Source organism: Ruegeria sp. HKCCA4008 (assembly GCF_013033125.1).
Lineage (GTDB): Bacteria > Pseudomonadota > Alphaproteobacteria > Rhodobacterales > Rhodobacteraceae > Ruegeria.
Map to the genome: position 1 here is coordinate 92,391 of NZ_WQDM01000010.1, position 24,597 is coordinate 116,987.

19 protein-coding genes are annotated in these 24,597 nt (G+C 56.9%); 3 read left to right on the forward strand and 16 right to left on the reverse strand.

Annotation, left to right across the window (positions count from 1 at the left end):
- Positions 1 to 4: 4 nt before the first annotated feature.
- From GOW60_RS18495 to GOW60_RS18540, 10 genes are all read right to left on the reverse strand, one after another.
- On the reverse strand, positions 5 to 1,921 hold the full coding sequence (locus GOW60_RS18495) for a beta-galactosidase (protein ID WP_171230432.1): 1,917 nt from the start codon (positions 1,919 to 1,921) through the stop codon (positions 5 to 7).
- Positions 1,918 to 2,778: an SMP-30/gluconolactonase/LRE family protein gene (locus GOW60_RS18500; protein WP_171230433.1), complete on the reverse strand. Its 861-nt coding sequence runs from the start codon at positions 2,776 to 2,778 to the stop codon at positions 1,918 to 1,920. Before GOW60_RS18500 ends, GOW60_RS18495 begins: the two co-directional genes overlap by 4 nt.
- Entirely contained in the window at positions 2,775 to 3,380 is a 606-nt protein-coding gene (locus tag GOW60_RS18505; RefSeq protein WP_171230434.1) for a 2-dehydro-3-deoxy-6-phosphogalactonate aldolase, read from the reverse strand. The genes GOW60_RS18500 and GOW60_RS18505 overlap by 4 nt, the downstream gene beginning before the upstream one ends.
- Positions 3,377 to 4,270: a 2-dehydro-3-deoxygalactonokinase gene (locus GOW60_RS18510; protein WP_171230435.1), complete on the reverse strand. Its 894-nt coding sequence runs from the start codon at positions 4,268 to 4,270 to the stop codon at positions 3,377 to 3,379. The genes GOW60_RS18505 and GOW60_RS18510 overlap by 4 nt, the downstream gene beginning before the upstream one ends.
- A gap of 4 nt (positions 4,271 to 4,274) precedes the next feature.
- Complete coding sequence (locus tag GOW60_RS18515; RefSeq protein ID WP_171230436.1) at positions 4,275 to 5,039, reverse strand: SDR family NAD(P)-dependent oxidoreductase; 765 nt, start codon at positions 5,037 to 5,039, stop codon at positions 4,275 to 4,277.
- The gene (locus GOW60_RS18520; protein ID WP_171230437.1) at positions 5,039 to 6,745 is read right to left on the reverse strand and encodes an IlvD/Edd family dehydratase; all 1,707 of its coding nucleotides are present in this window, start codon (positions 6,743 to 6,745) and stop codon (positions 5,039 to 5,041) included. The genes GOW60_RS18515 and GOW60_RS18520 overlap by 1 nt, the downstream gene beginning before the upstream one ends.
- A 58-nt stretch (positions 6,746 to 6,803) precedes the next feature.
- Positions 6,804 to 8,144 (reverse strand): alpha-glucosidase/alpha-galactosidase, encoded by a 1,341-nt coding sequence (locus GOW60_RS18525; protein ID WP_171230438.1) that lies wholly within the window; start codon positions 8,142 to 8,144, stop codon positions 6,804 to 6,806.
- A complete protein-coding gene (locus GOW60_RS18530) occupies positions 8,141 to 8,989 on the reverse strand; it encodes a carbohydrate ABC transporter permease (RefSeq protein ID WP_170345350.1) in 849 nt (282 codons plus the stop codon). The genes GOW60_RS18525 and GOW60_RS18530 overlap by 4 nt, the downstream gene beginning before the upstream one ends.
- 1 nt (position 8,990) lies before the next feature.
- Positions 8,991 to 9,917 (reverse strand): carbohydrate ABC transporter permease, encoded by a 927-nt coding sequence (locus GOW60_RS18535; protein WP_152460265.1) that lies wholly within the window; start codon positions 9,915 to 9,917, stop codon positions 8,991 to 8,993.
- 92 nt (positions 9,918 to 10,009) lie between these two features.
- Positions 10,010 to 11,269: an ABC transporter substrate-binding protein gene (locus GOW60_RS18540; protein WP_152460266.1), complete on the reverse strand. Its 1,260-nt coding sequence runs from the start codon at positions 11,267 to 11,269 to the stop codon at positions 10,010 to 10,012.
- A 141-nt stretch (positions 11,270 to 11,410) separates the two neighbouring features.
- Between GOW60_RS18540 and GOW60_RS18545 the strand changes: the two genes are divergently transcribed.
- The 3 genes from GOW60_RS18545 (at position 11,411) to GOW60_RS18555 (ending at position 15,804) form a co-directional block, all read left to right on the forward strand.
- Complete coding sequence (locus GOW60_RS18545) at positions 11,411 to 12,217, forward strand: IclR family transcriptional regulator (protein ID WP_171230439.1); 807 nt, start codon at positions 11,411 to 11,413, stop codon at positions 12,215 to 12,217.
- Entirely contained in the window at positions 12,214 to 13,272 is a 1,059-nt protein-coding gene (locus GOW60_RS18550; RefSeq protein ID WP_171230440.1) for an ABC transporter ATP-binding protein, read from the forward strand. The genes GOW60_RS18545 and GOW60_RS18550 overlap by 4 nt, the downstream gene beginning before the upstream one ends.
- A gap of 318 nt (positions 13,273 to 13,590) precedes the next feature.
- A complete protein-coding gene (locus GOW60_RS18555) occupies positions 13,591 to 15,804 on the forward strand; it encodes an NADP-dependent isocitrate dehydrogenase (RefSeq protein WP_171230441.1) in 2,214 nt (737 codons plus the stop codon).
- A gap of 574 nt (positions 15,805 to 16,378) precedes the next feature.
- On the opposite strand, the gene GOW60_RS18560 is transcribed toward GOW60_RS18555, so the two are convergent.
- The 6 genes from GOW60_RS18560 to GOW60_RS18585 form a co-directional block, all read right to left on the reverse strand.
- Positions 16,379 to 17,434: a glycosyltransferase family 2 protein gene (locus GOW60_RS18560; protein ID WP_254444025.1), complete on the reverse strand. Its 1,056-nt coding sequence runs from the start codon at positions 17,432 to 17,434 to the stop codon at positions 16,379 to 16,381.
- A 173-nt stretch (positions 17,435 to 17,607) separates the two neighbouring features.
- Positions 17,608 to 18,717, reverse strand: coding sequence for a LysM peptidoglycan-binding domain-containing protein (locus GOW60_RS18565; RefSeq protein ID WP_152460270.1), 1,110 nt, complete (start codon positions 18,715 to 18,717; stop codon positions 17,608 to 17,610).
- 44 nt (positions 18,718 to 18,761) lie between these two features.
- Positions 18,762 to 20,024, reverse strand: coding sequence for a transporter substrate-binding domain-containing protein (locus GOW60_RS18570; RefSeq protein ID WP_171230442.1), 1,263 nt, complete (start codon positions 20,022 to 20,024; stop codon positions 18,762 to 18,764).
- A gap of 21 nt (positions 20,025 to 20,045) precedes the next feature.
- Positions 20,046 to 20,828, reverse strand: a complete 783-nt coding sequence (locus tag GOW60_RS18575; RefSeq protein WP_171230443.1) for a PP2C family serine/threonine-protein phosphatase — start codon at positions 20,826 to 20,828, stop codon at positions 20,046 to 20,048.
- 3 nt (positions 20,829 to 20,831) lie between these two features.
- Positions 20,832 to 21,869, reverse strand: a complete 1,038-nt coding sequence (locus tag GOW60_RS18580) for an FHA domain-containing protein (RefSeq protein ID WP_171230444.1) — start codon at positions 21,867 to 21,869, stop codon at positions 20,832 to 20,834.
- A gap of 201 nt (positions 21,870 to 22,070) precedes the next feature.
- Positions 22,071 to 24,257, reverse strand: a complete 2,187-nt coding sequence (locus GOW60_RS18585; RefSeq protein WP_171230445.1) for a serine/threonine-protein kinase — start codon at positions 24,255 to 24,257, stop codon at positions 22,071 to 22,073.
- Positions 24,258 to 24,597 lie beyond the last annotated feature (340 nt).

Sequence of the window (24,597 nt, forward strand, 5' to 3'; positions counted from 1 at the left end):
GACCTTAGGTCGGTTCGGGCGGATTGCGTTTCAGGATTTTGACGTCACAACCTTCTACGGTGAGCCCGTTCCAATCCACCGGCCCCGCGTTGTAGTTGATCAAGAAGTCATGATTGGCGGTCTCGCGCAGTCGCAGGCCTTGCGGCATCCTGCACAATGTCAAATCGGCTTCTTCCGCCGCCATCGCGATCACGCGGTCCCAAAGGTCTGCATCCGGGAAGCCTGCCAAGTACCAGATTCCGTCCCCTGCCTTGAGAGCAGGTGTTCCGTCTTCGAAACTCAGCAGGTCTTTGGCCGTTCCTGACAATCGGTCGATCCAATGCCGCGCCGCGCCACCACCCTTGACCGCGCGTTCAACCGTGGGCGGCAGAGTTTCGACCAGATCAACATCGCAATCGATCCTGCTCAGACCGGGTCTGCCCTTTTCCGGAATTTGAAAATCACGGGTGATCGCACCACTGCGTGGCCCCAGAATGGCAAGATCGCATCTCTCTGCCAGGCGGTGTTCCAAATCAGGATCCATTGTGGCCAAACCAGGTGCAAGGATCACCGAGTAATCGGCGGGAATGTCCTTCGCCGAAACAAAGTCTACCGACAGACCGGCCCGTCGCAGTGCGCGATATGCCGAAAAAACCAATCGGAAATAGTCAAATCCCGCGCCTTGTGGTTGTGTTGCCCACGCCCAGTCCGAGGCATAATCGAACAAAATGGCCGCTTTGGCCTGTATCTGTTGCACCGCACCCAAGTTGTTCAGATCATCTGCGGTCTGGCGGGCCTCTGCCAGTGCAGCAGCAGGGTGATTGTTCGACGTCAGCAAGCCGGCATGCATTTGCTCTTGCGCAAACGGGGCTTGCCGCCATCGGAAATAACTCACCACCTCGGCGCCATGAGCAACCGCCTCCAATGACCAAAGCCGCACCATTCCGGGCAGCGGCGCCGGATTATACGGTGCCCAATTCACCGGGCCGGGTTGTTGTTCCATCACCCACCAACGGCCGCGCCCGACCGCCCTGTAGAGATCATGATGAAACGCCTGCATGTCCGGATCGCCCTGTTGCAAAAAGGCGGTCTTGTGCGCGTCGTCGGCGTCCAGCCGGTCCGACAGAAAACCGATCGGGTAACTGTCCCAGGTGGCGATATCCAGATCCGCGCCAACCTTGAAATGGTCGAATTCCAGAATACGGCCCATGTAATTGTGCAAAAGCGGCGCATCGGTCAACGGGCGCAGCGCATCCACCTGTGCTTTGTTGAAAGCCGCGACCTGATCCGAACTGAAGCGCCGGAATGCCAGTAAATGAGCCGGGTTCGGCTCGGTCACGGTTTGATTGGGCAGGTCGATTTCGCTGAAGTTGCGATATTCCATCGACCAGAACACATTGCCCCACGCTTGGTTCAGCGTTTCAATCGTTCCGTACCGTTCGACTAGCCAATGGCGAAACACCTGTTGGGCAGCAGCGCTGTAGCTGAGAGTGGTGTCGTGACACCCATATTCATTGTCAATCTGCCACGCGACCACATGCGGGTTCTTACCGTACCGTTCACCCAATATCCGGGCGATACGGGTAGATTCGTCGATATAGCCTTGATGGCTAAAGCAGTAATGCCGCCGGGATCCGAACTTGCGCGGGTTGCCGTTTTCATCGGCGGCCAGCATGTCCGGGTGTTTGTCCAACATCCAGCGCGGCGGTGTTGCGGTTGGCGTGCCCAGCACGACCTTCAATCCGGCTGCTCCGAGTGTCTCAATCGCGCGATCCAGCCATTCGAACTGAAAAACGCCGGATTGCGGCTCGATGCGGCTCCACGCGAACTCGCCAATGCGCACCCATGTCAGGCCTGTTTCGACCATTTGCGCGGCATCGTCGGCCCACATCGCCTCTGGCCAATGTTCAGGATAATAACAAACGCCCAGTTCCGGCTTCATAAGATGACCTTGTGTTCTGCCTGACCCTGACCTGCGTTTCGCGCGGCAAAGGTCATGCCGTTGGTCGGTTGGCTGTCTATTGTTTCTGCGCTCAATCCCTGACGGGCCGTTGTGCAGAAAAGCGTATTCAGTTCATCGCCCCCGAAAGCGGGACATGACGTATGGGATGCGTCAAATGCAACGGCCTTCAGAAACATGCCGTCGGCCGTGTAGGCCGCAACCCGGCTGGCACCCCATTGTGCAATCCAGATATTCCCCTGGGCATCGATGACCGCGCCATCCGGGTTCAGACCTTCTTTGCGCAAATCCAGAAAAACTGCGCTGTCGCCTTCCGGCCACCCGGTTTCGGCGTTCAGACGCCAGCGCCTGACTTGTTTCGTTGCGGTGTCACAGAAATAGGCCACCGAACGATCGGGGGCAAAACAGATCGCGTTGGAGATTGTCACATCCGGAACCAATCGTCTCAACTCACCTTTCCAGAAGCGATAGATTGATCCGGCCCTGGGTTCCGCCTGCTTGCCCATTGTGCCGATCCAAAACCCACCCCACGGATCGGCGCGGCCATCGTTTGAACGGGTCACGGGGTTGTCGGCTTCCAGAGGCGTGATCAAGTTCCGCTTTCCGGATTGCAAATCGAGACGCCACAGCCCCGTTTCCGACGCCATAAGAAGCGTATCGCGATCCACCCAGCCCGCGGCCGAGACATGTTCATCGAAGCTCCAGCTTTTGGGCGCGTCCCGCTCGCGGGTCATCAGACGTTTGCCGATGATATCGAACCAGAAAAGCTGACGCCTTTCAGGATGCCACAACGGGCCTTCGCCCAACTCGCAGGGGCGGTCGTCAAAGATGGTGCTCATCCGGCAGCCTCGTCATAGGCCGTAACGATATGCCGGGCGCGCTCGGCGATTTCGGCGACATCCATTCCGGGTTTGTAAAGTGCAGAGCCTATCCCAAAGCCATCTGCGCCCGCTTTGATCCACTGCCCGAAATTGTCGGGTCCGGCACCGCCAACAGCAAAAACAAGCGAGCCTATGGGCAAAACCGGTCGTAAGGCGGCCAAACCCGCCGGACCAGCCATCACCCCGGGGAACAGCTTCAAACCGGTGGCACCGGCCTTGAGGGCCGCAAAAGCTTCGGTCGGGGTGTAAACCCCCGGCCAGCTTTGCAGGCCCAACGCGACGGAACGCTTGATGACCTCGGCGTCATAGTTGGGCGATACGATCAACTTGCCTCCGGCGACCGACACAGCGTCCACCTGATCGACTGTCAAAACAGTACCCGCGCCGATCAGGGCCTGATTTCCAAACGCATCAACCAAAGTGCTGATACTGTCGAGCGGATCCGGAGAATTGAGCGGCACTTCGATCCGGTCGATGCCGGCATCGATAATGGTGCGGCCTACGGCTTTGGCTTCGTGCGGTTGCAAGCCACGCAATATGGCGATGATGGGACGGCTCATGCGGTTTGCCTTGTCATGTTTCGGGCCAGCGCAAGCCCGGCCAGAGTTGCCTTCGTGGCGTTTGCCGTTTCCACGAATGCGCCTTGCCGTTGCAGGGCTTTTGCATATGTCTGCGACACGCCTTCTGCTCCGATAATGGCCAGTTGCTGCCCCAGCCAATACGGCCGTGTCGCTGCCAGTTCGGCCCCGATCAACAATCCAGAAAGGCGCGCGCGTGCGGTGGCTTTGGCCTGACCTTTCAGCAAGTCCGCCGCTCGCAAGTTAAAGAGACGCGCAGCCAATTGTTCGGGCTTTGACAACGTATCCGCAACCGCCTCGGCGAAGGCGTCTTCGTCCCAGCCCGGGCCTACAGAGTGCCGCAGCACGGACTGACCACATAGCAGGTCGAACAACTCACCCGTCATGAAGGTACGAAAGCTTACAACCTCGCCAGCGCTTACCTGAACCCATTTCGTGTGGGTTCCGGGCAGGCAGATGACGCCGTCCCAATTCTGGCGCGTGCCCAGAAATCCGGCAATCTGGGTTTCCTCACCCCGCATCACATCCGGCGGAGTTGCCTGTTTCAGACCGGGTATGACAAAGGCCCGAATGCGCGGGTCTGATCCGGGTACGCGGATCGGGACATCCGGCAAGGGGTCCGAGGGCACGGTCGAATAAGGGGCTTCCACCCAGCCCTGGCGTGCGCCGACCATTCCGCAAGCGACCACATCCACCGGCGCGCCGGGCAACCAGTTTTCGATCAAGTCCAGCAAGGCGGCTTGAAACCCGTCAGGCCCGACATGCGCCATGCCCTTGTCGGATTGCGCATGGTCCAGCGCAGTCGAGCCCTGCATGGCCCAGGCCCGTAAATGAGATGTTCCCCAGTCGACGGCGATCCATTCAGTATTCATAACATCATCCCGAAACCACGACGCCGCCATCAACAGCCATACATTGCCCGGTCATCGCATGGCTGGCCCTGGACGCCAGAAAAAGTGTTGGTGCTATCATATCCTCGGGCTTCAGGTGCTCTTTCAGACATTGCCGGTCCAAATGGGCCGCCAAATCCTCGGGCGTGGCCCATTTATCCAACTGTTTTTGCGTCAGAACCCAGCCGGGGGCCAGAGCGTTTACGCGGATTTTCCTCGGCCCAAGTTCTCGTGCCAATGACCGTGTCATCCCCGTGATCCCGGCATTCGAGGTCGTATAGATCGGATAGCCAGCATTGCCCATCATGTAACTGATCGAGCTGAAATTGATGATCGACCCGCCATCTTTCATTTGCCGGGCGGCTTCCTGACACGCGAAATAATAGGCTTTCAGGTTCACCTCGATCATCCAGTCCCAGAATTCCGTCGTGGTTTCCTCAAGCGTATGACGTTGGTCGTTGGCTGCATTGTTCACCAAGACGTTCAAAGGGCCATGAGCCTCGACAGCTTTGGCCATCGTCGCGTGCAGCAGTTCGGTATCCGTCATGTCGCCTTGCAGGAACAGCGGCGCGCGGCCGTGCTTGTCGCGCATCTCTTCGACAAAACCGCTGGCATCCGACCGACCAATGAAGGCCACATTGGCCCCTTGTGCCATAAATCCATCTGTCAGCGCCGCACCAACGCCCGAGCCGCCGCCGGTGATATAGACAGAGGCCCCGTTGAGATCGTGGAATGTAGCTGGTTGGGTCATCAGTGGCTCTCTCTGGTCACGAGGCGGGTGTCTTTGCCAACAAGGAAATCCAGATCCGCCCCCTGATCCGCTTGCAGTACATGGTCGATGTAAAGTTTTGCATATCCGCGTGTGTAGTGCGGATTATCCGGTTGCCACGCGGCGCGGCGGGCGTTCAGTTCGTTTTCGTCCACAAGCAGTTCCAGCTCGCCGCTGCTGGCTGAAACACGGATGCGGTCTCCGGTTTTGACCAGCGCCAGCGTGCCACCCGCCTGTGCTTCGGGGCTGACATGCAAAATGACGGTGCCATAGGCTGTTCCCGACATGCGGGCATCCGAGATCCGGATCATGTCTCGTACACCCTCTTTCACCAATTTCGCCGGAATTGGCATGTTGCCGACCTCGGGCATGCCCGGATACCCTTTGGGGCCACACCCTTTGAGCACTAGGATGCTCTTGGCCGTGACCGGCAGGTCTTCACGATCTATATTGGCCTTCAGGTCTTCGATGTTGTCGAACACGAAAGCCTCGCCCTCGGTTTCAAGAAGCGCGTCAGTGGCCGCCGAAGGCTTGACGATTGCCCCATTCGGCGCAAGGTTGCCGCGCAGAACACGCAGGCCCGCAGCGGGCTTTACAGGATCATTGAAGGGACGGATGACGTCGGTATTGAAACACTCGGCTCCTTCGAAGTGAGCCGAGATATCCTTGTTCAGAACCGTCTTTGCCGGGCGCAGGAACGATTTGAGTTCATTCAGTACAACCGGCATGCCGCCTGCGTAGCAGAAGTCTTCCATCAGGTATTTGCCCGACGGCATGCAGTTGACCAGCAGTGGTATTTCGGATCCGATTTCAAAGTCCTTCAAGGTCAGGTCAACCCCGACACGTCCCGCCAGCGCCAGCAGGTGAACCACCGCATTGGTCGAGCCTCCTACGGCGGCATTGGCGAGGATGGCGTTCTCAAACGCCTCTTTGGTCAGGATGTCCGAGGGCTTGAGGTCTTCGTCGACCATCTCGACGATGCGCCTGCCTGTCATGTGCGCCAGCGCCATGCGGCGAGCGTCGACCGCCGGAAGCGCGGCATTGGTGGGCAGGCTCATGCCCATCGCCTCGACCAGCGACGCCATGGTGGACGCGGTGCCCATGGTCATGCAGACCCCGGCGCTGCGCGACATGCCGGATTCGGCGTTCATGAAATCCTGCAAGGTCATTTCGCCGGCCCGAACCGCTTCGGAAAACTTCCAGACGTCGGTGCCGGACCCGATATCCTGTCCGCGGTATTTACCGTTCAGCATCGGGCCGGAACTGACGACGATCGAAGGCAGATCGACTGACGCGGCCCCCATCAACTGACCCGGCGTGGTCTTGTCGCAGCCGCCCAGCAGAACGACCCCGTCAATACCATAGGCGCGGATCGATTCCTCGACATCCATGGCCAGCAGGTTGCGGAACAGCATCGCGGTGGGTTTCATCTGGGTTTCACCCAGCGACATGACGGGGAATTCTACCGGAAAGCCGCCCGCCTCCCACACGCCGCGTTTTACGCCCTCGGCCAGATCGCGCAGGCCCGAGTTGCAGGGGGTCAGTTCCGACCACGTGTTGCAGATGCCAATTATGGGTCGCCCGTCAAAAGCGTGGTCGGGAAAGCCCTGGTTTTTCATCCACGACCGGTGGATGAAGCCATCCTTGTCGAGTTTTCCATACCAATGTTGTGAGCGGCGTTTTGTCATTTCTGGCTTTGTTTTTCTTGGCGGAAGTTGGATCTGAGTATTTGTGAAAAGATGAAGATCAGGCGGCGCGGGCCGGGCGGCACCAGTCGGGCAGCCAATCGTTGTGGGCCGTCAGCAGATCCGTGACAAGGTTGCGGATCTGGCGCAGGTCCAGTTCGGCGGCGGTGTGCGGATCCATCATCGCGGCGTGATAGATATATTCGGGGTTCTGTTCTGTCAGGGCCCGAACAGTCAGTTCCTGTACGTTGATCTGGGTGCGCATCAGGGCAATCAACTGCGGCGGGATGTCGGTCACGACAGAAGGCTGTACGCCGTTGCTGTCGACCAGGCAGGGGGTTTCGACCGCCGCGCCCATGGGCAGTTGCGGGATCTGGCCGGTGTTGGGCAGGTTGCCATAGGCCATGTAGGGCGTGTTCGTAACGATCGCGTTCATCAGGTCGGCCGCGAATTCGTGGCTGCGCGTGACATCGATATTGCGCCCGTCGGTCAGGGTCTTGGCCTGTTCCTTCCACATCTCGACCTGCTCGATGCAGCGGGTGGGGTATTCGTCCAGCGGGATGGAAAATTCCTCGATCAGGTCCTGTCGCCCTTCCTTGATGAACCACGGCACGTATTCGGCCAGGTGTTCCGAGCTTTCTGTGCAGAAATAGCCCAGGTGATCCATCACCTCGTACCGCACCTTGTTGGGGCAGCGCGGCATCAGCAGCGGTGCCTTCGGGAATTTCCCCGTGTGATAGCCCTGGCGCAGTGCCGGATACAGGTCGCGGCCTTGATGTTCCAGTTTCAGAAAGAATGCGACGTGATTGACGCCCGCGACTTTGTAGCGGAACTCATCCTTTGGCAGATCCAGATCATGGGCCAGTTCCTCGACTGTATTTTGAACCGAGTGGCAAAGGCCCACATGTTTCAGGGAAGGGAAGCGTTCGGCCAGTGCCCAGGTGTTGATGGCCATCGGATTTACGTATTGCAGCAATGTCGCGTTCGGACAGAGTTGCATCATGTCCCCTGCGACATCCCAAAGCACCGGAACCGTGCGCAGGCCTCGCATGATCCCTCCGACGCCCAGCGTATCAGCGATGGTTTGACGCAAGCCATACTGTTTGGGGATCTCGAAATCGGTGATCGTGCAGGGATTGTATCCCCCCACCTGAAACGCGGTGATGACGAAATCGGCCCCGTCCAGCGCCGCGCGGCGGTCGGTATGGGTCGAGACGGTCGCCCCGGCCCCGACCGAGCGGATCATGGAGCGCGCAACTGCTTCGCTTTCCGCAAGGCGCTCGGGATCGATATCCATAAGCGCAAAGTGACTGTCGGCCAGCGCAGGGGTCAACAGAGCATCCCCAACGATGTTCTGCATGAAAATTGTGGACCCGGCACCGATAAAGGTAATTTTGGTCATTTCACAGCTCCGAGGGTCAAACCCGCAATGAAGTGTTTCTGCATCAGGAAGAACATGGCCACCGGTGGCAGAGCCGCCACGATGGAGCCCGCGCTCATCAATTGATAAGCGGCGCGGAATTGTGCGTTGAAACTGGTGATTCCGGCAGTTACAGGCTGGCTTTCTGCGCCTTGCGTCAGGACGACGGCCCAGAAATAGTCGTTCCAGATGAAGGTGAAGATCAGCACGCTGAGCGCGGCGATCGCGGGCTTCATCAGCGGCAGGACCACGTACCAGAAGATGCGCCATTCGCTGATACCCTCGACCCGTGCGGCCTCGATCAGTTCAAAGGGCAGGGCGCGGATGAAGTTGCGCATGAACAGGGTGCAGAACCCGGTCTGAAATGCGATGTGGAACAGGACCAGCCCGGTCTTGGTGTTGTAGAGCCCAAGTTGCAGGGTCAGGTCGCGCACCGGCACCATCAGGATCTGGAAGGGCACGAAATTCCCGGCCACGAACATGAAAAAGATCCAGAGGTTCGACTTGAACTTGTAGATGCCAAGCGCGAAGCCGGTCATGCAACTGAGGGCCACCGCTCCGATCACGGTAGGGACGGTGATCATAAATGAATTCAGCAGGTATCGCGGCATGTCCGAATTGAAGAACACCTGACCATAGTTGAAGGCGCCCTCAAAGCTGGACGGCATCCCCCAGTAATTCGCGTTGGTGAAGTCAGCAGCAGGTTTTACCGAGAAAAGAGCAACCGCCAGCAGGGGGCCCAGCCACAACAGAAGGGCCAATGGAAGCATGGCTTGATACGTGATCTGCGCCGCGCGGGGTTGTTTTTCGATGGGTTTGGGAAACATCTTAGCGCCCCTTCTCTTCACGGTACATCGACCACAGGAAGTAGGCGATGAAGCACAACATGATCAGGAATAGGATCACGGCGATGGCCGCGCCATAACCCATGCGGAAGCCATATTCGGACAGCGCGACCTCGAACATGTAATAGGCCAGCACGCGGGAGGATCCGAAAGGTCCGCCTTGCGTCATAATCGAGATCAGGTCGAAAGATCGCAGTGCGCCGATGATGGTCACGACAAACGCGATAAAGGTTGCAGGTCGCAGTTGCGGGATAATGATGTGCCAGAGCATCTTCCAGCCCTTGGCCCCGTCCAGGCGTCCTGCTTCGATTTGTTCCGGGTCTACAGCGTTCAGGCCGGTCAGGTACAGGATCATGCAATAGGCGGTTTGTGGCCAGAGGCCGGCGAAGATGATGCCATAGGTCACGAAACGCTCATCGCCCAACACGTTTACCGGGCCGAGGCCGAAGAAGCCGAGGAATTCGTTCAGCAACCCGAAGGTCGGATCGTAGAACCAGGTGAACACCAGCCCCACCACGACCTGAGAAATCACGAAAGGAAAGAAAAACAGGGACTTATACAGGCGGATGCCCCAAACGGTCTGATTCAGGAACAGGGCGATGAACAAACCTGCCGGAATCGCAGCCAGGTAAAGGATCAGCCAGATCAGGTTGTTTTTCATCGAGATGTAGAAAGCATCCCGATCCACCCACTCCCAATAAAGGTCTTCGTAGTTACGAAAGCCAACGTATTCGGCAGCGCCCAGGCCGTCCCACTCGTAAAGAGACAGGTTGAAGGACTGGAATACCGGGATAATCACATAGACCAAAAAGAACAGCATCCCTGGGGTCAGAAACAGCCAGGGTGCGATGCGTTGTTGGTTGCGATGGAACCAGCTTTCCTGTTCTGAGGCGTCGGCTGCAACTGTCATGGGAAACTCGGGTCTGTTGGAGCAAGGCGGGTCGGAACCCGCCCTACGATTCAAAGGAGCGTGGGCCGGGCTTTGGCCCGACCCTTGACTGGTCAGTTATCGTAAATACGCTCGCGCGCGCGTTCGAGTTTGGCCAGTATCCGGTCCAAGTTGTCGGGTTTGACCATGAATTCCTGGAAACCTTCCATGGACACTTTGGCCATTTCCGCAGGCGCGTCGCGGTCCCAGAACTGGGCTACCCCACCGGGGCTGTTGGACGAAAGCATTTCAAAGCCCTGTTGCAGGAACTTGTCGTCATCCACAGCGGATTGCGCGTTGACCGGCAATTGGCCGAGATTCGCGCCGTTGTTGATTTCGGTCTGTTCATCCGCAGAGACCACGAAACGCAGGAATTCGCGCGCAGCTTCCTTGTTCGAAGCATTGGCCGGGATGTGGAACGTGTCGGTCGGGGCGTCTTCGGCCAGCTCAACATCGGGATTGATCGCGACGAACTGGTAGAAATCCAGCTGGTCATCTGTCAGGCCCGCATCGCGCAACGGTGCCACTGCGAAGTTGCCCATCAGATAGGCTGCTGCCTCACCATTGACCATGAAGGGCAGGGCTTCTTGCCAGCTATATGTCTGATGATTGTCGATGAAGGCGCCCATGTCGATCAACTGTTTCCAGTTGGCGAAAGTCTGTTTTACCCGGTCATCTTCCCAGCTGACTTCGCCGTTGGCGAGTTGCTGGTGGAAGTCGAAACCATTGGTCCGCATGTTCAGATAATCAAACCAGCCACCGGCGGTCCAAAGGAACTTGGTGCCAATAGTATAGCAGGCACGTCCAGAATCGACGATTTTCTGGCAGTTGGACAGTTCTTCCTCCCAAGTTGTCGGCTCGCTCAGGCCTAGCTCGTCAAAGATGTCTTTGCGATAGTAGACACCCCACTGATAATAGGTATAGGGCACGCCCCATTGCTTGCCGTCGATTGTCAACGCGCCTTTGGTCGAAGCGAGGTTGTCGGCGATCTCGGGCTCGGCCCATAAATCTGAAACATCCTCGAACAGACCCGCCTCGACATATGGTTTCATACGGTTGGCCGCGTACCACGTAGCCACATCCGGGGTGTCGGCCGTCAGGAAGTTCCGGATCTGTGTTTTATAGGCTTCGCGGTCGATGACGGTTGTTTCGATTTCCAACCCGGGATGCTGTGCCCCAAACCGTTCGATCATCGCCTCCATCGTCGCGCGTGGCGCCGGGTTCGATGTGTCCAGAAAAATCCGCAGATCTCCGGTAAGTTCCGCAGCAGCTGGCGCCGCCATCGCGACACCAAGTGCCAGCGCAGCCGTCGTGCGCTTGAAAGTTGAATACATGGTTTCCTCCCTGTTGCTCTCCTACAAAGTTCCAAATAATGAAACCTTGTTTTATATATTGAAAACTACACATCGACTCGGTTACTGTTGTCAAGACCCTCGTGAGGATGGCGAGGGATAATCGGAGGAGAATGATGGCCCGTGTCAGGTGACGGAACTATAGGCAAAGCATGTGATGTACTGGATCACGTGGCATCGTTCGAGCGCCCTGTTCGATTCGCTGAACTTTTGGAAAACAGCGATTTTCCAAAGGCAACCCTGTATCGATTTCTGCAATCCCTGACCAACCAAGGAATGCTGTCTTATGACCGCGACAGGCAGACCTATGCGCCCGGGATGCGGTTGGTTCGGTTGGCCCATGCGGCATGGACGCAAAGCTCGCTGGCTCCGATAGCGCGGCCTTTTCTGGATGCCCTCAGCCGAGAAACCGGTGAAACAGTGCATCTGGCGCAACTTGATTCCAGTCAGGTTCTTTACGTCGACAAACGCAACGCCGCACAACCGATCGAGATGTACTCTCAGGCTGGAAAAGTTGGCCCGGCCTACTGCACGGGGGTCGGCAAGGCGATGCTGGCCTTCTTGGATGAAGATGCGCTGAACAAGGCGGTGTCGCAGCAAAGCTATCACCGATTTACCGACAAAACGCTGACATCCGAAAAGATGTTGCGGGCTGATCTTGGCAGAATTCGCAGCCGGGGATTTGCCATCGATGATGAAGAGCACGAGCCGGGCATCATTTGCATCGCCTGCCCAGTTCTGACGTCAAACGGTCGGATGCTTGGCGCGATTTCGATAACCGGGTCCACCGAACGTATGGATTTCGATCAACTCGAAGCCTGGGTGCCGCGCCTGCGGCGTGTGGCCGAACAAATTGGAACCGAGGCACAAGCCTGGCGGTTTCCCGAAACAGGCCAAAGTTCCAAAAACGACAGGATGCTGATGACATGACAGGTGTAACTCTGAATCGGGCAATCAAACGGTATGGTCAGACACAGGTCATTCATGGGATCGATCTGCAAATCGAAGATGGAGAGTTCTGCGTTTTTGTAGGGCCTTCAGGGTGCGGAAAATCCACGTTGTTGCGGATGATCGCAGGGCTGGAAGAAACCTCGGAAGGTGAGATTCACATTGGATCGCGCGAGGTGACACATATGGATCCAGCCAAGCGCGGCGTGGCGATGGTGTTTCAGACTTATGCGCTTTACCCGCACATGTCAGTGGCCGAAAACATGGGATTTGGCCTGCGCATGAACGGTGTCCCAAAAGCCGAGATCGACCAGAAGGTGCAGGAGGCTTCGAGCATTCTGAAGCTTGACCCCTATCTCAAGCGCAAACCCAAGGCCCTGTCCGGGGGGCAACGGCAAAGGGTTGCGATCGGGCGGGCGATTGTACGCGGGCCCGAGGTTTTTCTGTTCGACGAACCCCTGTCCAACCTGGACGCTGAATTGCGTGTCGAGATGCGCGTCGAAATCGCGCGTCTGCATCAGGAAATCGGTGCAACCATGATCTATGTGACCCATGATCAGGTCGAAGCCATGACGATGGCCGACAAGATTGTGGTGCTGCGCGATGGCCGGATCGAACAGGTCGGCGCCCCGATGGATCTGTACCGTGATCCTGACAACCGGTTTGTTGCAGGTTTCATCGGTTCGCCCGCGATGAACTTTCTTGATTGCGATTATGCCGACGGCCATGTCACCCATCCCGCTTTGGGCCAGCCATTGCCGGTCTCGGCAGCTGTTCCTGCCGGAAAGGACAAGGTGACATTGGGGATGCGCCCTGAACATATTCACATCGACCGGTCTGCGGACATCTGCACCGTGGACCTGACAGAAGCGCTTGGGGGTGTATCCTACTCGTATTTGCTGACGCCAAATGGCGACAAACTGATCGTCGAAGAGCGAGATGACCAGCGCAGCAAAACCGGCGACCGGATTGGCATATCCATTCAACCTGACCGTGCCATGGTATTTGATCCCGAGACAGGGCAGAGATTTCGGTAATCCTTGGCCGCAACCCGAAAAACTTCGTGGGACAAGCCGTACAGTTTCATGGAAAACACTTGGCGTGACCTGAAGGGAAACGCCAGAGACAGGTGGGTGAAACGTTGAGCTGATGACATCAAAAGCCATCCACACCCAGCCCGTGGCAAAACGCGCGGGCACAGATCATTGATTCCCAGCGCAACGTGATTTAAGGGAGGCCCTGTCAAAACAGAGTCACCCAGGGGCGGTATCGTGATCGCGCCCCTCCCGCGCCACGCTGAAGTGGCTTCAACTCTTGGATCGCACGCCCCGAAAGGCTTAAAAAGGTAAAAGAATATGGCAGATAAATCGAACTTCGACATATTGTATACCATTGTAGACGAAGCGCCCGAACTGGCCAGCGCCTCGTTCCTGCCCATCATTCGCAAGTTCGCTTCGGCTGCTGGCGTCAGCGTGGGCACCAAGGACATTTCACTGGCCGGGCGCATTCTGGCAGCCTTCCCCGAGAACCTGACGGATGAGCAGCGTGTTTCGGACGATCTGGCGGCATTGGGTGAGCTAGTAAAGACCCCGGACGCCAATGTGATCAAGCTGCCGAACATCTCGGCATCGGTTCCGCAACTGGTTGCCGCCATCGAAGAGTTGCAGTCGCAAGGCTATAATATCCCGGCCTATCCCGAAGAACCTTCGACCGACGAAGAAAAGGCGATCCGTGCGCGTTATGATGCCATCAAAGGCTCGGCCGTGAACCCGGTTCTGCGTGAAGGTAACAGTGACCGCCGTGCGGCGCGGGCTGTCAAAAACTATGCCCGCAACAACCCGCATTCCATGGGCGAATGGACCTCGGACAGCAAAACCAAAGTCTCGTCCATGTCGGGCAACGATTTTTACGCCAATGAGAAATCGGCCACCATCACCGCTGCCCAGGCAGGCGATGCAAGGATCGAGTTTGTCGGCAAAGACGGCAGTGTGACTGTCCTGAAGGACGCGTGGCCGCTGGAAGAAGGCACCGTGGCTGATGCGACCTTCATGTCGGTCAAAGCACTGTCATCCTTCCTTGCAGAGGCCATCGAGGACACCAAGAAAGACGGCACAATGTTCTCGTTGCACCTGAAAGCCACGATGATGAAGGTCTCGGACCCGATCATCTTTGGCTATGCGGTCAAGGCCTGGTTGGCGCCGGTTTTCGAAAAATTCGGTGCGGAACTGGATGCGCTGGGTGTGAATCCGAACTCGGGTCTTGGCGACTTGCTTGAGCGGGTACAAAACAATGCCGAGATCGTCGCCGCAATAAACGCGATCAAGGCTGATCGTCCATCCATGTATATGGTGGATAGCGACAAGGGTATCACCAACCTGCATGTTCCTTCCGACGTGATCATTGATGCTTCGATGCCAGCGGTGATCCGCGCGGGCGGCAAGGGTTGGGATGAGACCGGTGCCAAGGGTGATACTAATTGCGTCATCCCCGACCGGTGCTATGCAACTGTTTATGATGAAAGCATCAAGTTCTTCAAAGCCAATGGTGCATTGAATCCGGCCACTGCCGGTGCGGTCGCAAACGTTGGTCTCATGGCGCAGAAGGCCGAGGAATACGGCAGCCACCCGACCACCTTCGAGGCACCCGCCGACGGCACAATGCGCATCGTTCTTGCCAATGGCGAGACCTTGCATTCGCACGAAGTCGAAAAGGGTGACATCTGGCGGGCCTGCACCGTCAAGAAGGCGCCGATCGAAAACTGGATCCAACTGGCGATGGACCGTCAGCGCCTGACCGGATCCGAGGCGATCTTCTGGCTGGATGCGAACCGCGCCCATGACGCCGAGCTGATCAAATACGTGGAACCGGCGCTCAAGGCTGCGGGCGTGGCTGACAAGTTCCAGATCATGGCCCCGCGCGAGGCAACCCGCCAGACGCTGGAAACCATCACCGCCGGAAAGGACAGCATCGCCATCACCGGCAACGTGCTGCGTGACTATCTGACCGACCTGTTCCCAATCCTCGAACTGGGCACCTCGGCCAAGATGCTGTCGATCGTCAAGCTGATGAATGGCGGCGGCCTGTTCGAAACCGGGGCAGGGGGCTCGGCACCGAAACACGTGCAGCAACTGGTCGAGGAAAATCACCTGCGCTGGGATTCGATGGGTGAATTCTGCGCGCTTGGGGAATCCCTGAACTTCCTGGCCGACGCCAAAGGAAACGCGAAGGCAGGTGTTCTTGGCGCTGCGGCAGAGGCCGCAACTCAGGGCATTCTGGACAACAACCGGTCGCCAAGTCGAAAAGTCGGCGAACCGGACAACCGCGACAGCCACTACTGGTTCGCGCGCTACTGGGCCGAAGCCTTGGCTGCCCAATCTGACGATGCCGATCTGGCAGCTGAAATGGCACCACTTGCAAAAGAGCTGGCAAACAAAGAAGAGCAGATCTTGTCGGAGCTGGCCGCAGTCCAAGGACCGTCGGTGGATTTGGGCGGATACTATCACACTGACCCGGCCAAAACCGCCGCTGTGATGCGCCCCAGCGCTACACTGAACGCAATCATCGGCTGATCGCCGTCGAACAGGCGGGCGAGTTTCGTCCGACATCAAAACACGAAGGGACCGCCTTTGCGCGGTCCTTTTCATGGAACGCGGGATTGCCAAAAGACCCGCGCCGAAGCTTGCGCCTGACGATCTGTAGCTTGCTGTGGCTACGCCGTTAAAACCAACCTTGTCAGGTTCTATGAACGACTTGCGCAATGTGTGCCCGGTAAACACTTGGGCATCAGTTTGGATTTCAGCGCGTGGCCGTCCGGACGCCAGGCGCAAGTTTCGACCGCTTTCCTGAAACTGCGAACAGGGCGGTCAGCAAGGATCGAAAGAACCTGATTTTTGGAAAAATTTAAGATTTACGGGATTCCCCCAATAGCGCCGGTTTTCAGTCCGCGTTAGGTATTTGGGGACAAAGAATTTCACTGGTGAGGCCTTAGGGCTATATCACTCACTCAGAAAAATGGCCAGCATTTGGGGTGCTGGCCATTTGCGTATCTGGTTCACCAAATCCTTGAACAAACCAGCGTGTTCAGACGCTTACGCGCGAACAGGCCGTTCATTTGCCTAGCATTGAACTGGAGGTTGATTTTTATCAGCCAAATCGACGGGTTTGAGCCTCGACAAGCGATGGCTTGATTTGGTCAACGCCTGACGCAGCTACACCTTTGTGCTGCAAATATGACAGACGACGTGCTTCCCTCCGGGCAAGAGCCAGAGATTCCAGAATCAAAGCGCAGACGATGGACAGCATTGTCGCAACAAAACCGGATACTGCGACGACGACAGACGGAATTCTATCGACAAGCCCTGTTTCCAAAAATTCCCGGAATACGGATACAAACACAAAGAGCGAAGGTAAAAACATCAACACGGCCAATGACAGGAAAAACGCAACGGGCTTTTCATCCTTGATCAACAAGCCGATCATTTTGAGAATCCGCCACCCGTCGGAAAACGTCGCTAGCTTGGAGTTCGAATCTGGCAGGCGTGACGAGTATCTTGTTTGAACTTCACCGATTGGCACGCGCATCTGCATCGCATGAACTGTGAGCTCTGTTTCAATCTCGAACCCGTTTGATACCGCGGGGAAGCTTTTGACAAAGCGTCTGCTGAAAACGCGGTAACCCGAAAGCAGGTCGTTGATTTTGCTGTTGAAGAAGAATTTCACAAGCCAACTGAACAACGCGTTGCCAAATTTGTGGCCGCGTCGATAGGCTTCGGTTTCTTCATTCACACGGGCGCCGTTGACCATATCCAGATTCTGCGAAACGAGCAGGTCGATCAATTCCGGCGCCGCCGCGCTGTCATAGGTCGCATCCCCGTCAGCCATAACGTAGACATCCGCGTCAACGTCGGCAAACATACGACGGACCACGTTGCCTTTGCCCTGGTATGTTTCGGAATAGACAAGGGCGCCTGCCTCAAGCGCGACCTTGACGGAGTCGTCTGTGGAATTGTTGTCATATACGTAAATCGTCGCGTCGGGCAGGGCCGCGCGGAATTGCCGAACGGTTTCACCTATGGCAACGGCCTCGTTGAAGCAGGGCAAGATCACTGCAACGTCCAAATCCGATCTGGTCGTCGACGACGGTGAGCTGTTCTGAATATCGAAGGCGCCCTGTATCATATGCAAATCACGCTCTTTCATTGGCATCAATTGAATGATGATCGTGCTTGGGGTTAGAAGGTGCTGCGCATTTGAGGCTGTTATGAAGCAGATAAGAGGCCAAAATTTGTCATTCTGAAAAACCTCGTGTTTAACGCTGACAAAAAAGGGGCCGATTGAAGAACCGGCCCCAAAGTTTCAGCTGAACCGAGGGATCAGTTCGACGCTGCCATCAGTTTTTCGTTGTGCTCGCGCAGCGTGTCGGAGACGATCGCGTACCATTCCCCGGTTTCGCGCATCTCGTTCAGGCCTTTGTTCAACATCGCTAGGTATTGCTTGCCGAACGGATTGCTGCGGTGGCTGATAAAGCGCAGCGAGGACAGCGAGGTCACGTACGGGTTCTCAACCAGGTCGTTCTGGTTCAGTCCCATTTCAACCATTGTGTCCGAGAACAGCTGAACTTCAAAAGTTGCAACATCTGCGGTGCCGGTAAGGACCGCGTCCAGGCATTCACGTGCGGTGATCGGCTGCATCAGCGTAATGGTTTCACCATTGTGCAGACCTTCCTGTTCCAGGTCATGGATGAACCAGCCATCCATACGGCAGATCGTGGCGCCCTTCAGTTCTTCAAAGGTTGTCGCATTCGCATACTGGCTTTCCGGAATGGTGTAGAACCCGACGACAATGTCGTAGACCGGAACAGATGAATCGAACTGTGTGCAGCGCACCTCGGTTTCCCAGGACCATTCGTAAGTACGGTTGGTGCAATCCGGCATGTTCCACGCCATGGACACGTCAAAGGCGCCAAGAGGCAGAAGAGTTTCCAGGTGCGAGTTCCAGTCATCCACGAAGCTTACGGAATAGTCGCGCGCGTTGCCGCCGCGCTGCAAAGCCGTGGTGCCCAAACGGGTGATTGCTCCGCCACCGTTCAGCGATTCATCTGCGAAAGGTGCCCAGCCATTGCCGGTCACCAGCTTGATCGGCGGCTGGTAGACGCTCGAACGTTTGACGCTGGCTGCACGTTGTTCTTCAGCTGCGATGATTTCCTGCGCGCTCTGACCATTGGGCAGGCTGCCGTCTTCACAGGGAAGGGCCAGAACCAGACCTGGCTCCAGAGCGTTGGGATTGGTGATTTCGTTCCGGTTCGCGTTGAAGATCGGCTGATAGTTCGACGTGCCATAAGCTGCGATTGCAATGGTCGCCATGGTGTCACCGTCTTGGACGGTATAGTTGGTACAAGCTTCCTGCGCCGCAGCGGCGCCCGCACTCAGAGCAGTGATCGCGGTTGCTGAAAGCGCTACCTTCTTTATCTTTTCGTTAAACATGTCCACTTCCTCCAGACTTTAGTTTGTCAGGCCAGATCGGGGCCTTATCCATTTTCCATTTGATGACGCAGGGCGGTTGACACGATGTCGCGCCATTCGCCCGATTGCTGCATGATTGCCAGACCCTGATTCAGCGTCTCAAGGATCGCTTCCCCATCAGGATTATCTTTGTGGGTCATGACGTTAAGCGACTTGATGGCCGCAAGGTTGGGGTTTTCGATAATCCGGTGCTTGTACCCAAGCCGATCTATTGCCTCGGCTGCCAGATGTGCTTCGATGGCAACGATATCTGCGGTGCCTTCCATCAGAGAGTGAAAGCAATCATCCGGTGACGTTGGGCGCAGAAGTTTGATGACCGGTTCGTACAGGCTTACCGCGTCCATGTGAGACAGGGACCAACCTTCCGGCCGGCAGATCGTTGCACCGGCAAAGTCGGCATAGGTCAATGTCTCCTCATAGCCGGAACCTTCCCGGGCGAAGAACGTATCCACAACCTCGTAGAACGGGTTTGAGAAATTGTAGGTCTCGCACCGGTTGCGATCATCTTCCGACAGCGCAACGGCCTCTTCGCAATTGGGGCGCGACCAGGGGAAGGTGGCGTCAAATGCAAGCGTCGGCATCAACAGGTCCAGATGGGATGACCAGTCATTGACGAACTGAATCTTGTAGGCCTGTTCGGGAGCGGCACGAAACATCGCTGTCTCAACCAGATGGGTATAGAGCCCCCGATTGGGCAGAGATTCATCGGTGAACGGAGCGTAGTTCCCACCGGTGATCAACAGCAATTGACGGTCCCGGATTTCGGGCCGTTCACCCGTTCCGGCATTCCGGATCAAAGCAGCAGCTTCGGCGCGGGCGGCTTCGATCTCTTGCTTGGCAGCAGCCCGTGCTGCAACGACCGCGTCTTCACTCGCTTTCTTTGCCTCGGCTTCCGCTGCGGCAACACGTGCTTCTGCTTCGGCCACAGCTTTTTCAGCGCGTTCTTCTGCGGCTTTTACCAGTTCAGCCGCCATTTCCGCAGCCAGCCGCTCTGCCTCGGTGTCAGCCAGCACCGGAGCGCGTCCGACATCTTCCAGACATGGCAGTTCCAGAACGTCGCCAACACGGATGATATTGGGGTTGGAACCGATAACATCCCGGTTCGCGTCGAAAATGATGCGAAAGTCTTCCGTCGCATACACTTCGATTGCCAATTCCCGTAAGCTATCGCCGCGTTGAATTTCATAACTTGAACACGCCTCTTGCGCAGTTGCCGCGCCCGTGGCGGCGGCAAGGGCAAGGCTTGATATGAGTAAGTGCTTTTTCATGGGTCCTGTTGCTTTGCCTGTTTAGGTTCTTGTAAGTTTCGCCACTGCGATAGAAACGTTGTCCTGATCCGGGTCGCCCTTGGCCTGCACGGCCCTCAGCAATGCTTCGGCAATGTCTTGTGCCAGACCCTGTTGATGATCCCGCAGAATGTCCTGAATTTCGGCGTCGCTGATGTACTGCAACCCATCACTTCCAAGGATCAGGACATCGGCGGGCGACACGATCAATGGATCTTCCGGGCAGTCCACTTTGGGAATGGCCCCGCCCGTAACCACGGACGTCAATTGATTGCAGTCTATTTCCCGTGCTTCTGCTTCAGTGATCTCTCCCGAAGCCACTTTCGACGCAATCACGGGTGCCATCGAGTGGTCTTCGTTGACCTGCGTCAACGCTCCATCTCGAAACAGGTAAAGAGGGCTGTCGCCGATCGAAATCCAGAACACACGCCGCCCCAGAAGAAGGACACCCAACATGGTCGATCCCATGTTGAACCCCTGGCCCCGGGCCTCGGTGTAGTTGGCGATCGCGGCATTGGCTTGCATGGCGGCCAAAGGAAGCGCATCTATCGCGGATCCTTCGTTGAGGGTGTCTGCCTCAAGTTCTGCATCCAGCGCGTCGCGCCATGCGGCCACTATCATTTCCGAAGCTATTTCACCCGCCTCATGGCCACCCATACCGTCCGCGATCACAACATAGCCCGCGTCCGACGCGTCAAACATGCGGGCCGCAATCGCGTCTTCCTGCGTTTCCCGCTGACCCTGGTTCAGGATCAGCGCAACATCATATGCCGGAGTTGCCAGCATCAATCAGGAATCCCGCCAATCAAAGCCGTCGTCACAGAAGGCCATGAACCGGATCGAGGTTTCGCTGATGCGGATCAGGTCTCCGCTGGACAGGGCCACGGTACTGAGAACAGGTTTGCCATTTAGACGTACAAGATTGGCCTTGCCGCCATGGCCCAAGTAACACTTCCGGTCTTCGGGGTCATAGGCGATGACTGCATGGTTCGAGCGCGAAATGCCGGTATCGCCAAAATCCAACTGAATGGCCTGGTCATCGTTGCGTCCGATTTGCATCAGGCCTTCGGTGAGCGTAATGCTTGAACCTCGTCCCGGACCGGCTGTTACTACCAGCCAGCCCACCGGGAATGTCTCTTGCGCCGCTTCTGCTTTCGCCACGGGTTCGGAGGATTCGATCAAGTCCTGAACATGCGTATCGGCGCGCTCAAATCCCAGAAATGTCGTCTTGACCCGTGAACGGCGATCCTCGACCGGGGCGGGGGCTGGTGCAACCTGCTCAATCACCGGCTCAGGGGTCTCTTCGACCTGCTTCGTTTCTAGGGCCGGAGCTTCGGCAACCTCAACCTCGCCGACTTCTGGCTCGGTAGGTTCGGACACGACCTCGGCCGTTGCTTCCTCTGGCGAAGTCTCGGCGGGTGTTTCCGTCACATGCAGGGTGACAACCTGCTCGACCTCAACCAGTTCTTCGACATGCTCTTCCACCAGAACGTTTTTCGGAGCGTCGTCCTCTTCCAAGTTGTCTTCTTCCGAACTGTCTTCGGCGAAGATCGACTCCTCGGGTTCGGTCACTGCCTCCGGCTCGGCCTCGTCGAACTCGGGCATCTTTTCTTCGGGGATCAGTTCCTCCGTTTCCTCATAGGATTCGGATGTCATGTTTCCACCGGCCAGGGCGGCGCGCAAAGCGTTGAAATCCGCAATGGGTTCCTGCTTTTCTTCTTCGCTTACGGCGCCGTCTACTGCGGCCGGTTTCTCGGCAACGTCTTCTTCTTTGGATTTGCCGGCACCTTCGAGAAGCCGGCTCAGAGGGCTTTTGTATTTGAACATGGTGTCGACACCTTCAAGTTAGTGACGCAGATAAGCCGCGTCGTAAGCTGCTACTGTTCCCTGCACGTCAGCGCAGAGCCACTCAATGGATACCCATGGGAACTGGTACATTCTGCGGCGGGCCGGTTCCCGCCAGGGTGGCAAACCTTGATACCACCCTCAGCAAACACACACTGGCAGATCACTTTTGAACCGGTCAGATTACTCCTGTGCAAGCTGCATGATTGCGGCCGTCTCGGCCCCATTGCGCAACACTGTCAGATTTGCCTCGGGCTGCTCGCTTGAAACGAGTGCGGCCAGCATCTCATCAAGGCTTTCCGAGCCGTCAAATGTGATGCCGGAATGGCTTTCATTCAGCAGGACATCGTCTTTTTGCAGGCTTCCTGCCGCGTCAGCCGGAACTGCGTTCACCGTGGTTTGCCATCCGCTATTGCCTTCGGCGCTAACGGTAAAGGTGTAACCATTTTCCAAACCAACGGATCGTATGGCGGGAAGGGCCAACAGACCATTTTGCGCCCGGGTCTGACCCAGCGGGCGATAGCGGGCAGCAACCCTTGTGTACCCATCGGCGTCAACCTTCAGGTTATCCAGAACCTGCGCCGCAAAAGGAACATCCTGACGAACCGGGCTGCCATTCAGGGTATAGATGACAGCGCCACGCTGTACCCAATCGCCGATCACGCTCATGTCCTGATTGGCGTCCACCCCCGTAACTGCAATGGTGGCTCCGGTCGAGCCGCGGCGGCGGGATGTCTGGAAGGGGATATCGACATCCCAATGCGCAAACGCCACCTGCTGTTCCGCCGGAACACCGGCGTTGGCAATCGCATCAGTCGCAGGGGTCTCGATCTCAGACACTGCTGCAATATCAGTCGCTTGTTCCGAATGCGATGGATCCTCGGAAAGTTCAGTGTCTGCGGAGACTGTTTCTGTGGCAGCTGGCTCCGCAGGTACTGGTTGTGCCTGCTCGACAGGCTCTTCCGGCTTGGGTTCGGGTGCGATGGCCACGTCGGGTTCGGGATCGGTGGCCTCTGTGACAGAAGGATCTGTAACGGGCGCCTCTGTCTCGGCGGATTGTATGTCTGCCGCGGGCTGCGCGACAGGTGTTTCTGCCTGGTCTTCCGTCTTGTCGCCGGACATCACAAAGAAACCACCCGCGGCCAACGCAACTGCAACAACAGCCGCGCCTGCAATCAGCTTGCCGCTGCCGCCGGACCCGCTCTGAACCACTGTATCGACAGCGACCGGGGTTTCCTCTTTCTTTGAGATTTTGGTCAGATCGACATCTTTTTTGTCTTCTTTGCCAAGAACGATGTCCGAGTTTCCGGCCAGCAGGGCCGTAACTACGGCTTCGGCGTTCTCGCTTTCGGCCTTGATCCGGGCCTTTTCTTCCTCTTTGTCTTTGCGATCCATGCCGACAATCACGGACACGGGCCGATAGGCGAATGTGTCGAACATGACGCCAGGGCCGCGGAACATGCGCAACCAATCCAATGCAGATTGAAGACGATCCGTGGCGTGAACTTCCATCGCCTTGTCAATCGCCTCGAGGAACCCGTCTGGGTATCCTTCGAAACGACCGGTCAATGGCGTGTAGGGGTCATCCTGCCCGTTGTTGAACGCGTTCAGGCGGCTCTGGCCGTCGATTGGGCGTTCACCGCTGATCGCGTGATAAAGCGTGGCGGCCAGAACATAGAGGTCGCTGCTGGGCCCTTGATCCGCGCCCCGGACATAGAATTCGTGCGGAGAGTATCCATCCTTGATCACGCGCAGGGTCAGCAATGCTGCCGATTTGTTCGCCGCTTGCTCACGTGCGGCGCCAAAATCGATCAGGACGGGGTCTCCGTTTTCATCAATCAGAATGTTGTCCGGCGAAATGTCCCGATGCAACATGCCGCTCTGGTGAATGAAAGATACCGCGGACAGCATTTTTTCGGTGACCTGAACGATGAAATCAGGGCCGCCGTCATTTTCCGGGTTTTCCACGTAATCCAGCAGGTCGCACCCACGGATCAGGTCCATTGCGATATATGCGGTGTCATTGTCTTCGAAGACCTGATGCACATCTACGATATTGGGATGTACCAGACGCGCATGATTGCGCGCCTCCTGAATAAAGAGGTCAATGATCGAGCGCAGGTCGTCCTTGAAGGACGGGTCGTTTGGTTCGACCAGATCACCGTTGCGGCGGCACAGCGCTCCGGGGAAGCACTCTTTGATCACGACGTCGCGCTCCAGGCTGTCGCGCGCCAGGTAAGTGATCCCAAATCCGCCGTTGCTGAGATAGCGGAGGATTTCATACTGCCCGCGCAACAGCTTTGCGCCTGGCTGCAATCCTTCAATTTTCGGTTCGTCGTGCGTCGCGCCGACAGCCTGGTTGTGGCTCATTTCAATCCGCCCGTTCTATTCATTTTGCGGCTTAGAAAAACCGGGCCGACAGCCCACGAACTCACAACCAAAAACAACCGCAGGACACTTGAGAACGGTTAGACGTTTCAAATTTGACTTTATTGGGGCCGCCTGATGGCTTCACTATGGATCGTTTTTCGCATGATGGCTTATGTTGTGCCTAGCGGTGCCTATAAGGCAATATATAGACAATGAATATGGGCTGATTGAAAACTTAAACCCGAAATCAAGCGTGTTGGTCCACGAATTCGAAACAATAAAGGGCCGATTCCTCGGCCCTTCGAATCGCTGCAATGCAGCTCAATCTTGACGGGAAAGT

What these genes read in the sequence shown, in the direction of transcription:
- GOW60_RS18495 (WP_171230432.1), bottom strand. Translation starts at nt 1,921, where the DNA reads ATGAAGCCGGAACTGGGCGTTTGTTATTATCCTGAACATTGGCCAGAG.
- GOW60_RS18500 (WP_171230433.1), bottom strand. Translation starts at nt 2,778, where the DNA reads ATGAGCACCATCTTTGACGACCGCCCCTGCGAGTTGGGCGAAGGCCCG.
- GOW60_RS18505 (WP_171230434.1), bottom strand. Translation starts at nt 3,380, where the DNA reads ATGAGCCGTCCCATCATCGCCATATTGCGTGGCTTGCAACCGCACGAA.
- GOW60_RS18510 (WP_171230435.1), bottom strand. Translation starts at nt 4,270, where the DNA reads ATGAATACTGAATGGATCGCCGTCGACTGGGGAACATCTCATTTACGG.
- GOW60_RS18515 (WP_171230436.1), bottom strand. Translation starts at nt 5,039, where the DNA reads ATGACCCAACCAGCTACATTCCACGATCTCAACGGGGCCTCTGTCTAT.
- GOW60_RS18520 (WP_171230437.1), bottom strand. Translation starts at nt 6,745, where the DNA reads ATGACAAAACGCCGCTCACAACATTGGTATGGAAAACTCGACAAGGAT.
- GOW60_RS18525 (WP_171230438.1), bottom strand. Translation starts at nt 8,144, where the DNA reads ATGACCAAAATTACCTTTATCGGTGCCGGGTCCACAATTTTCATGCAG.
- GOW60_RS18530 (WP_170345350.1), bottom strand. Translation starts at nt 8,989, where the DNA reads ATGTTTCCCAAACCCATCGAAAAACAACCCCGCGCGGCGCAGATCACG.
- GOW60_RS18535 (WP_152460265.1), bottom strand. Translation starts at nt 9,917, where the DNA reads ATGACAGTTGCAGCCGACGCCTCAGAACAGGAAAGCTGGTTCCATCGC.
- GOW60_RS18540 (WP_152460266.1), bottom strand. Translation starts at nt 11,269, where the DNA reads ATGTATTCAACTTTCAAGCGCACGACGGCTGCGCTGGCACTTGGTGTC.
- GOW60_RS18550 (WP_171230440.1), top strand. Translation starts at nt 12,214, where the DNA reads ATGACAGGTGTAACTCTGAATCGGGCAATCAAACGGTATGGTCAGACA.
- GOW60_RS18555 (WP_171230441.1), top strand. Translation starts at nt 13,591, where the DNA reads ATGGCAGATAAATCGAACTTCGACATATTGTATACCATTGTAGACGAA.
- GOW60_RS18560 (WP_254444025.1), bottom strand. Translation starts at nt 17,434, where the DNA reads ATGAAAGAGCGTGATTTGCATATGATACAGGGCGCCTTCGATATTCAG.
- GOW60_RS18565 (WP_152460270.1), bottom strand. Translation starts at nt 18,717, where the DNA reads ATGTTTAACGAAAAGATAAAGAAGGTAGCGCTTTCAGCAACCGCGATC.
- GOW60_RS18570 (WP_171230442.1), bottom strand. Translation starts at nt 20,024, where the DNA reads ATGAAAAAGCACTTACTCATATCAAGCCTTGCCCTTGCCGCCGCCACG.
- GOW60_RS18575 (WP_171230443.1), bottom strand. Translation starts at nt 20,828, where the DNA reads ATGCTGGCAACTCCGGCATATGATGTTGCGCTGATCCTGAACCAGGGT.
- GOW60_RS18580 (WP_171230444.1), bottom strand. Translation starts at nt 21,869, where the DNA reads ATGTTCAAATACAAAAGCCCTCTGAGCCGGCTTCTCGAAGGTGCCGGC.
- GOW60_RS18585 (WP_171230445.1), bottom strand. Translation starts at nt 24,257, where the DNA reads ATGAGCCACAACCAGGCTGTCGGCGCGACGCACGACGAACCGAAAATT.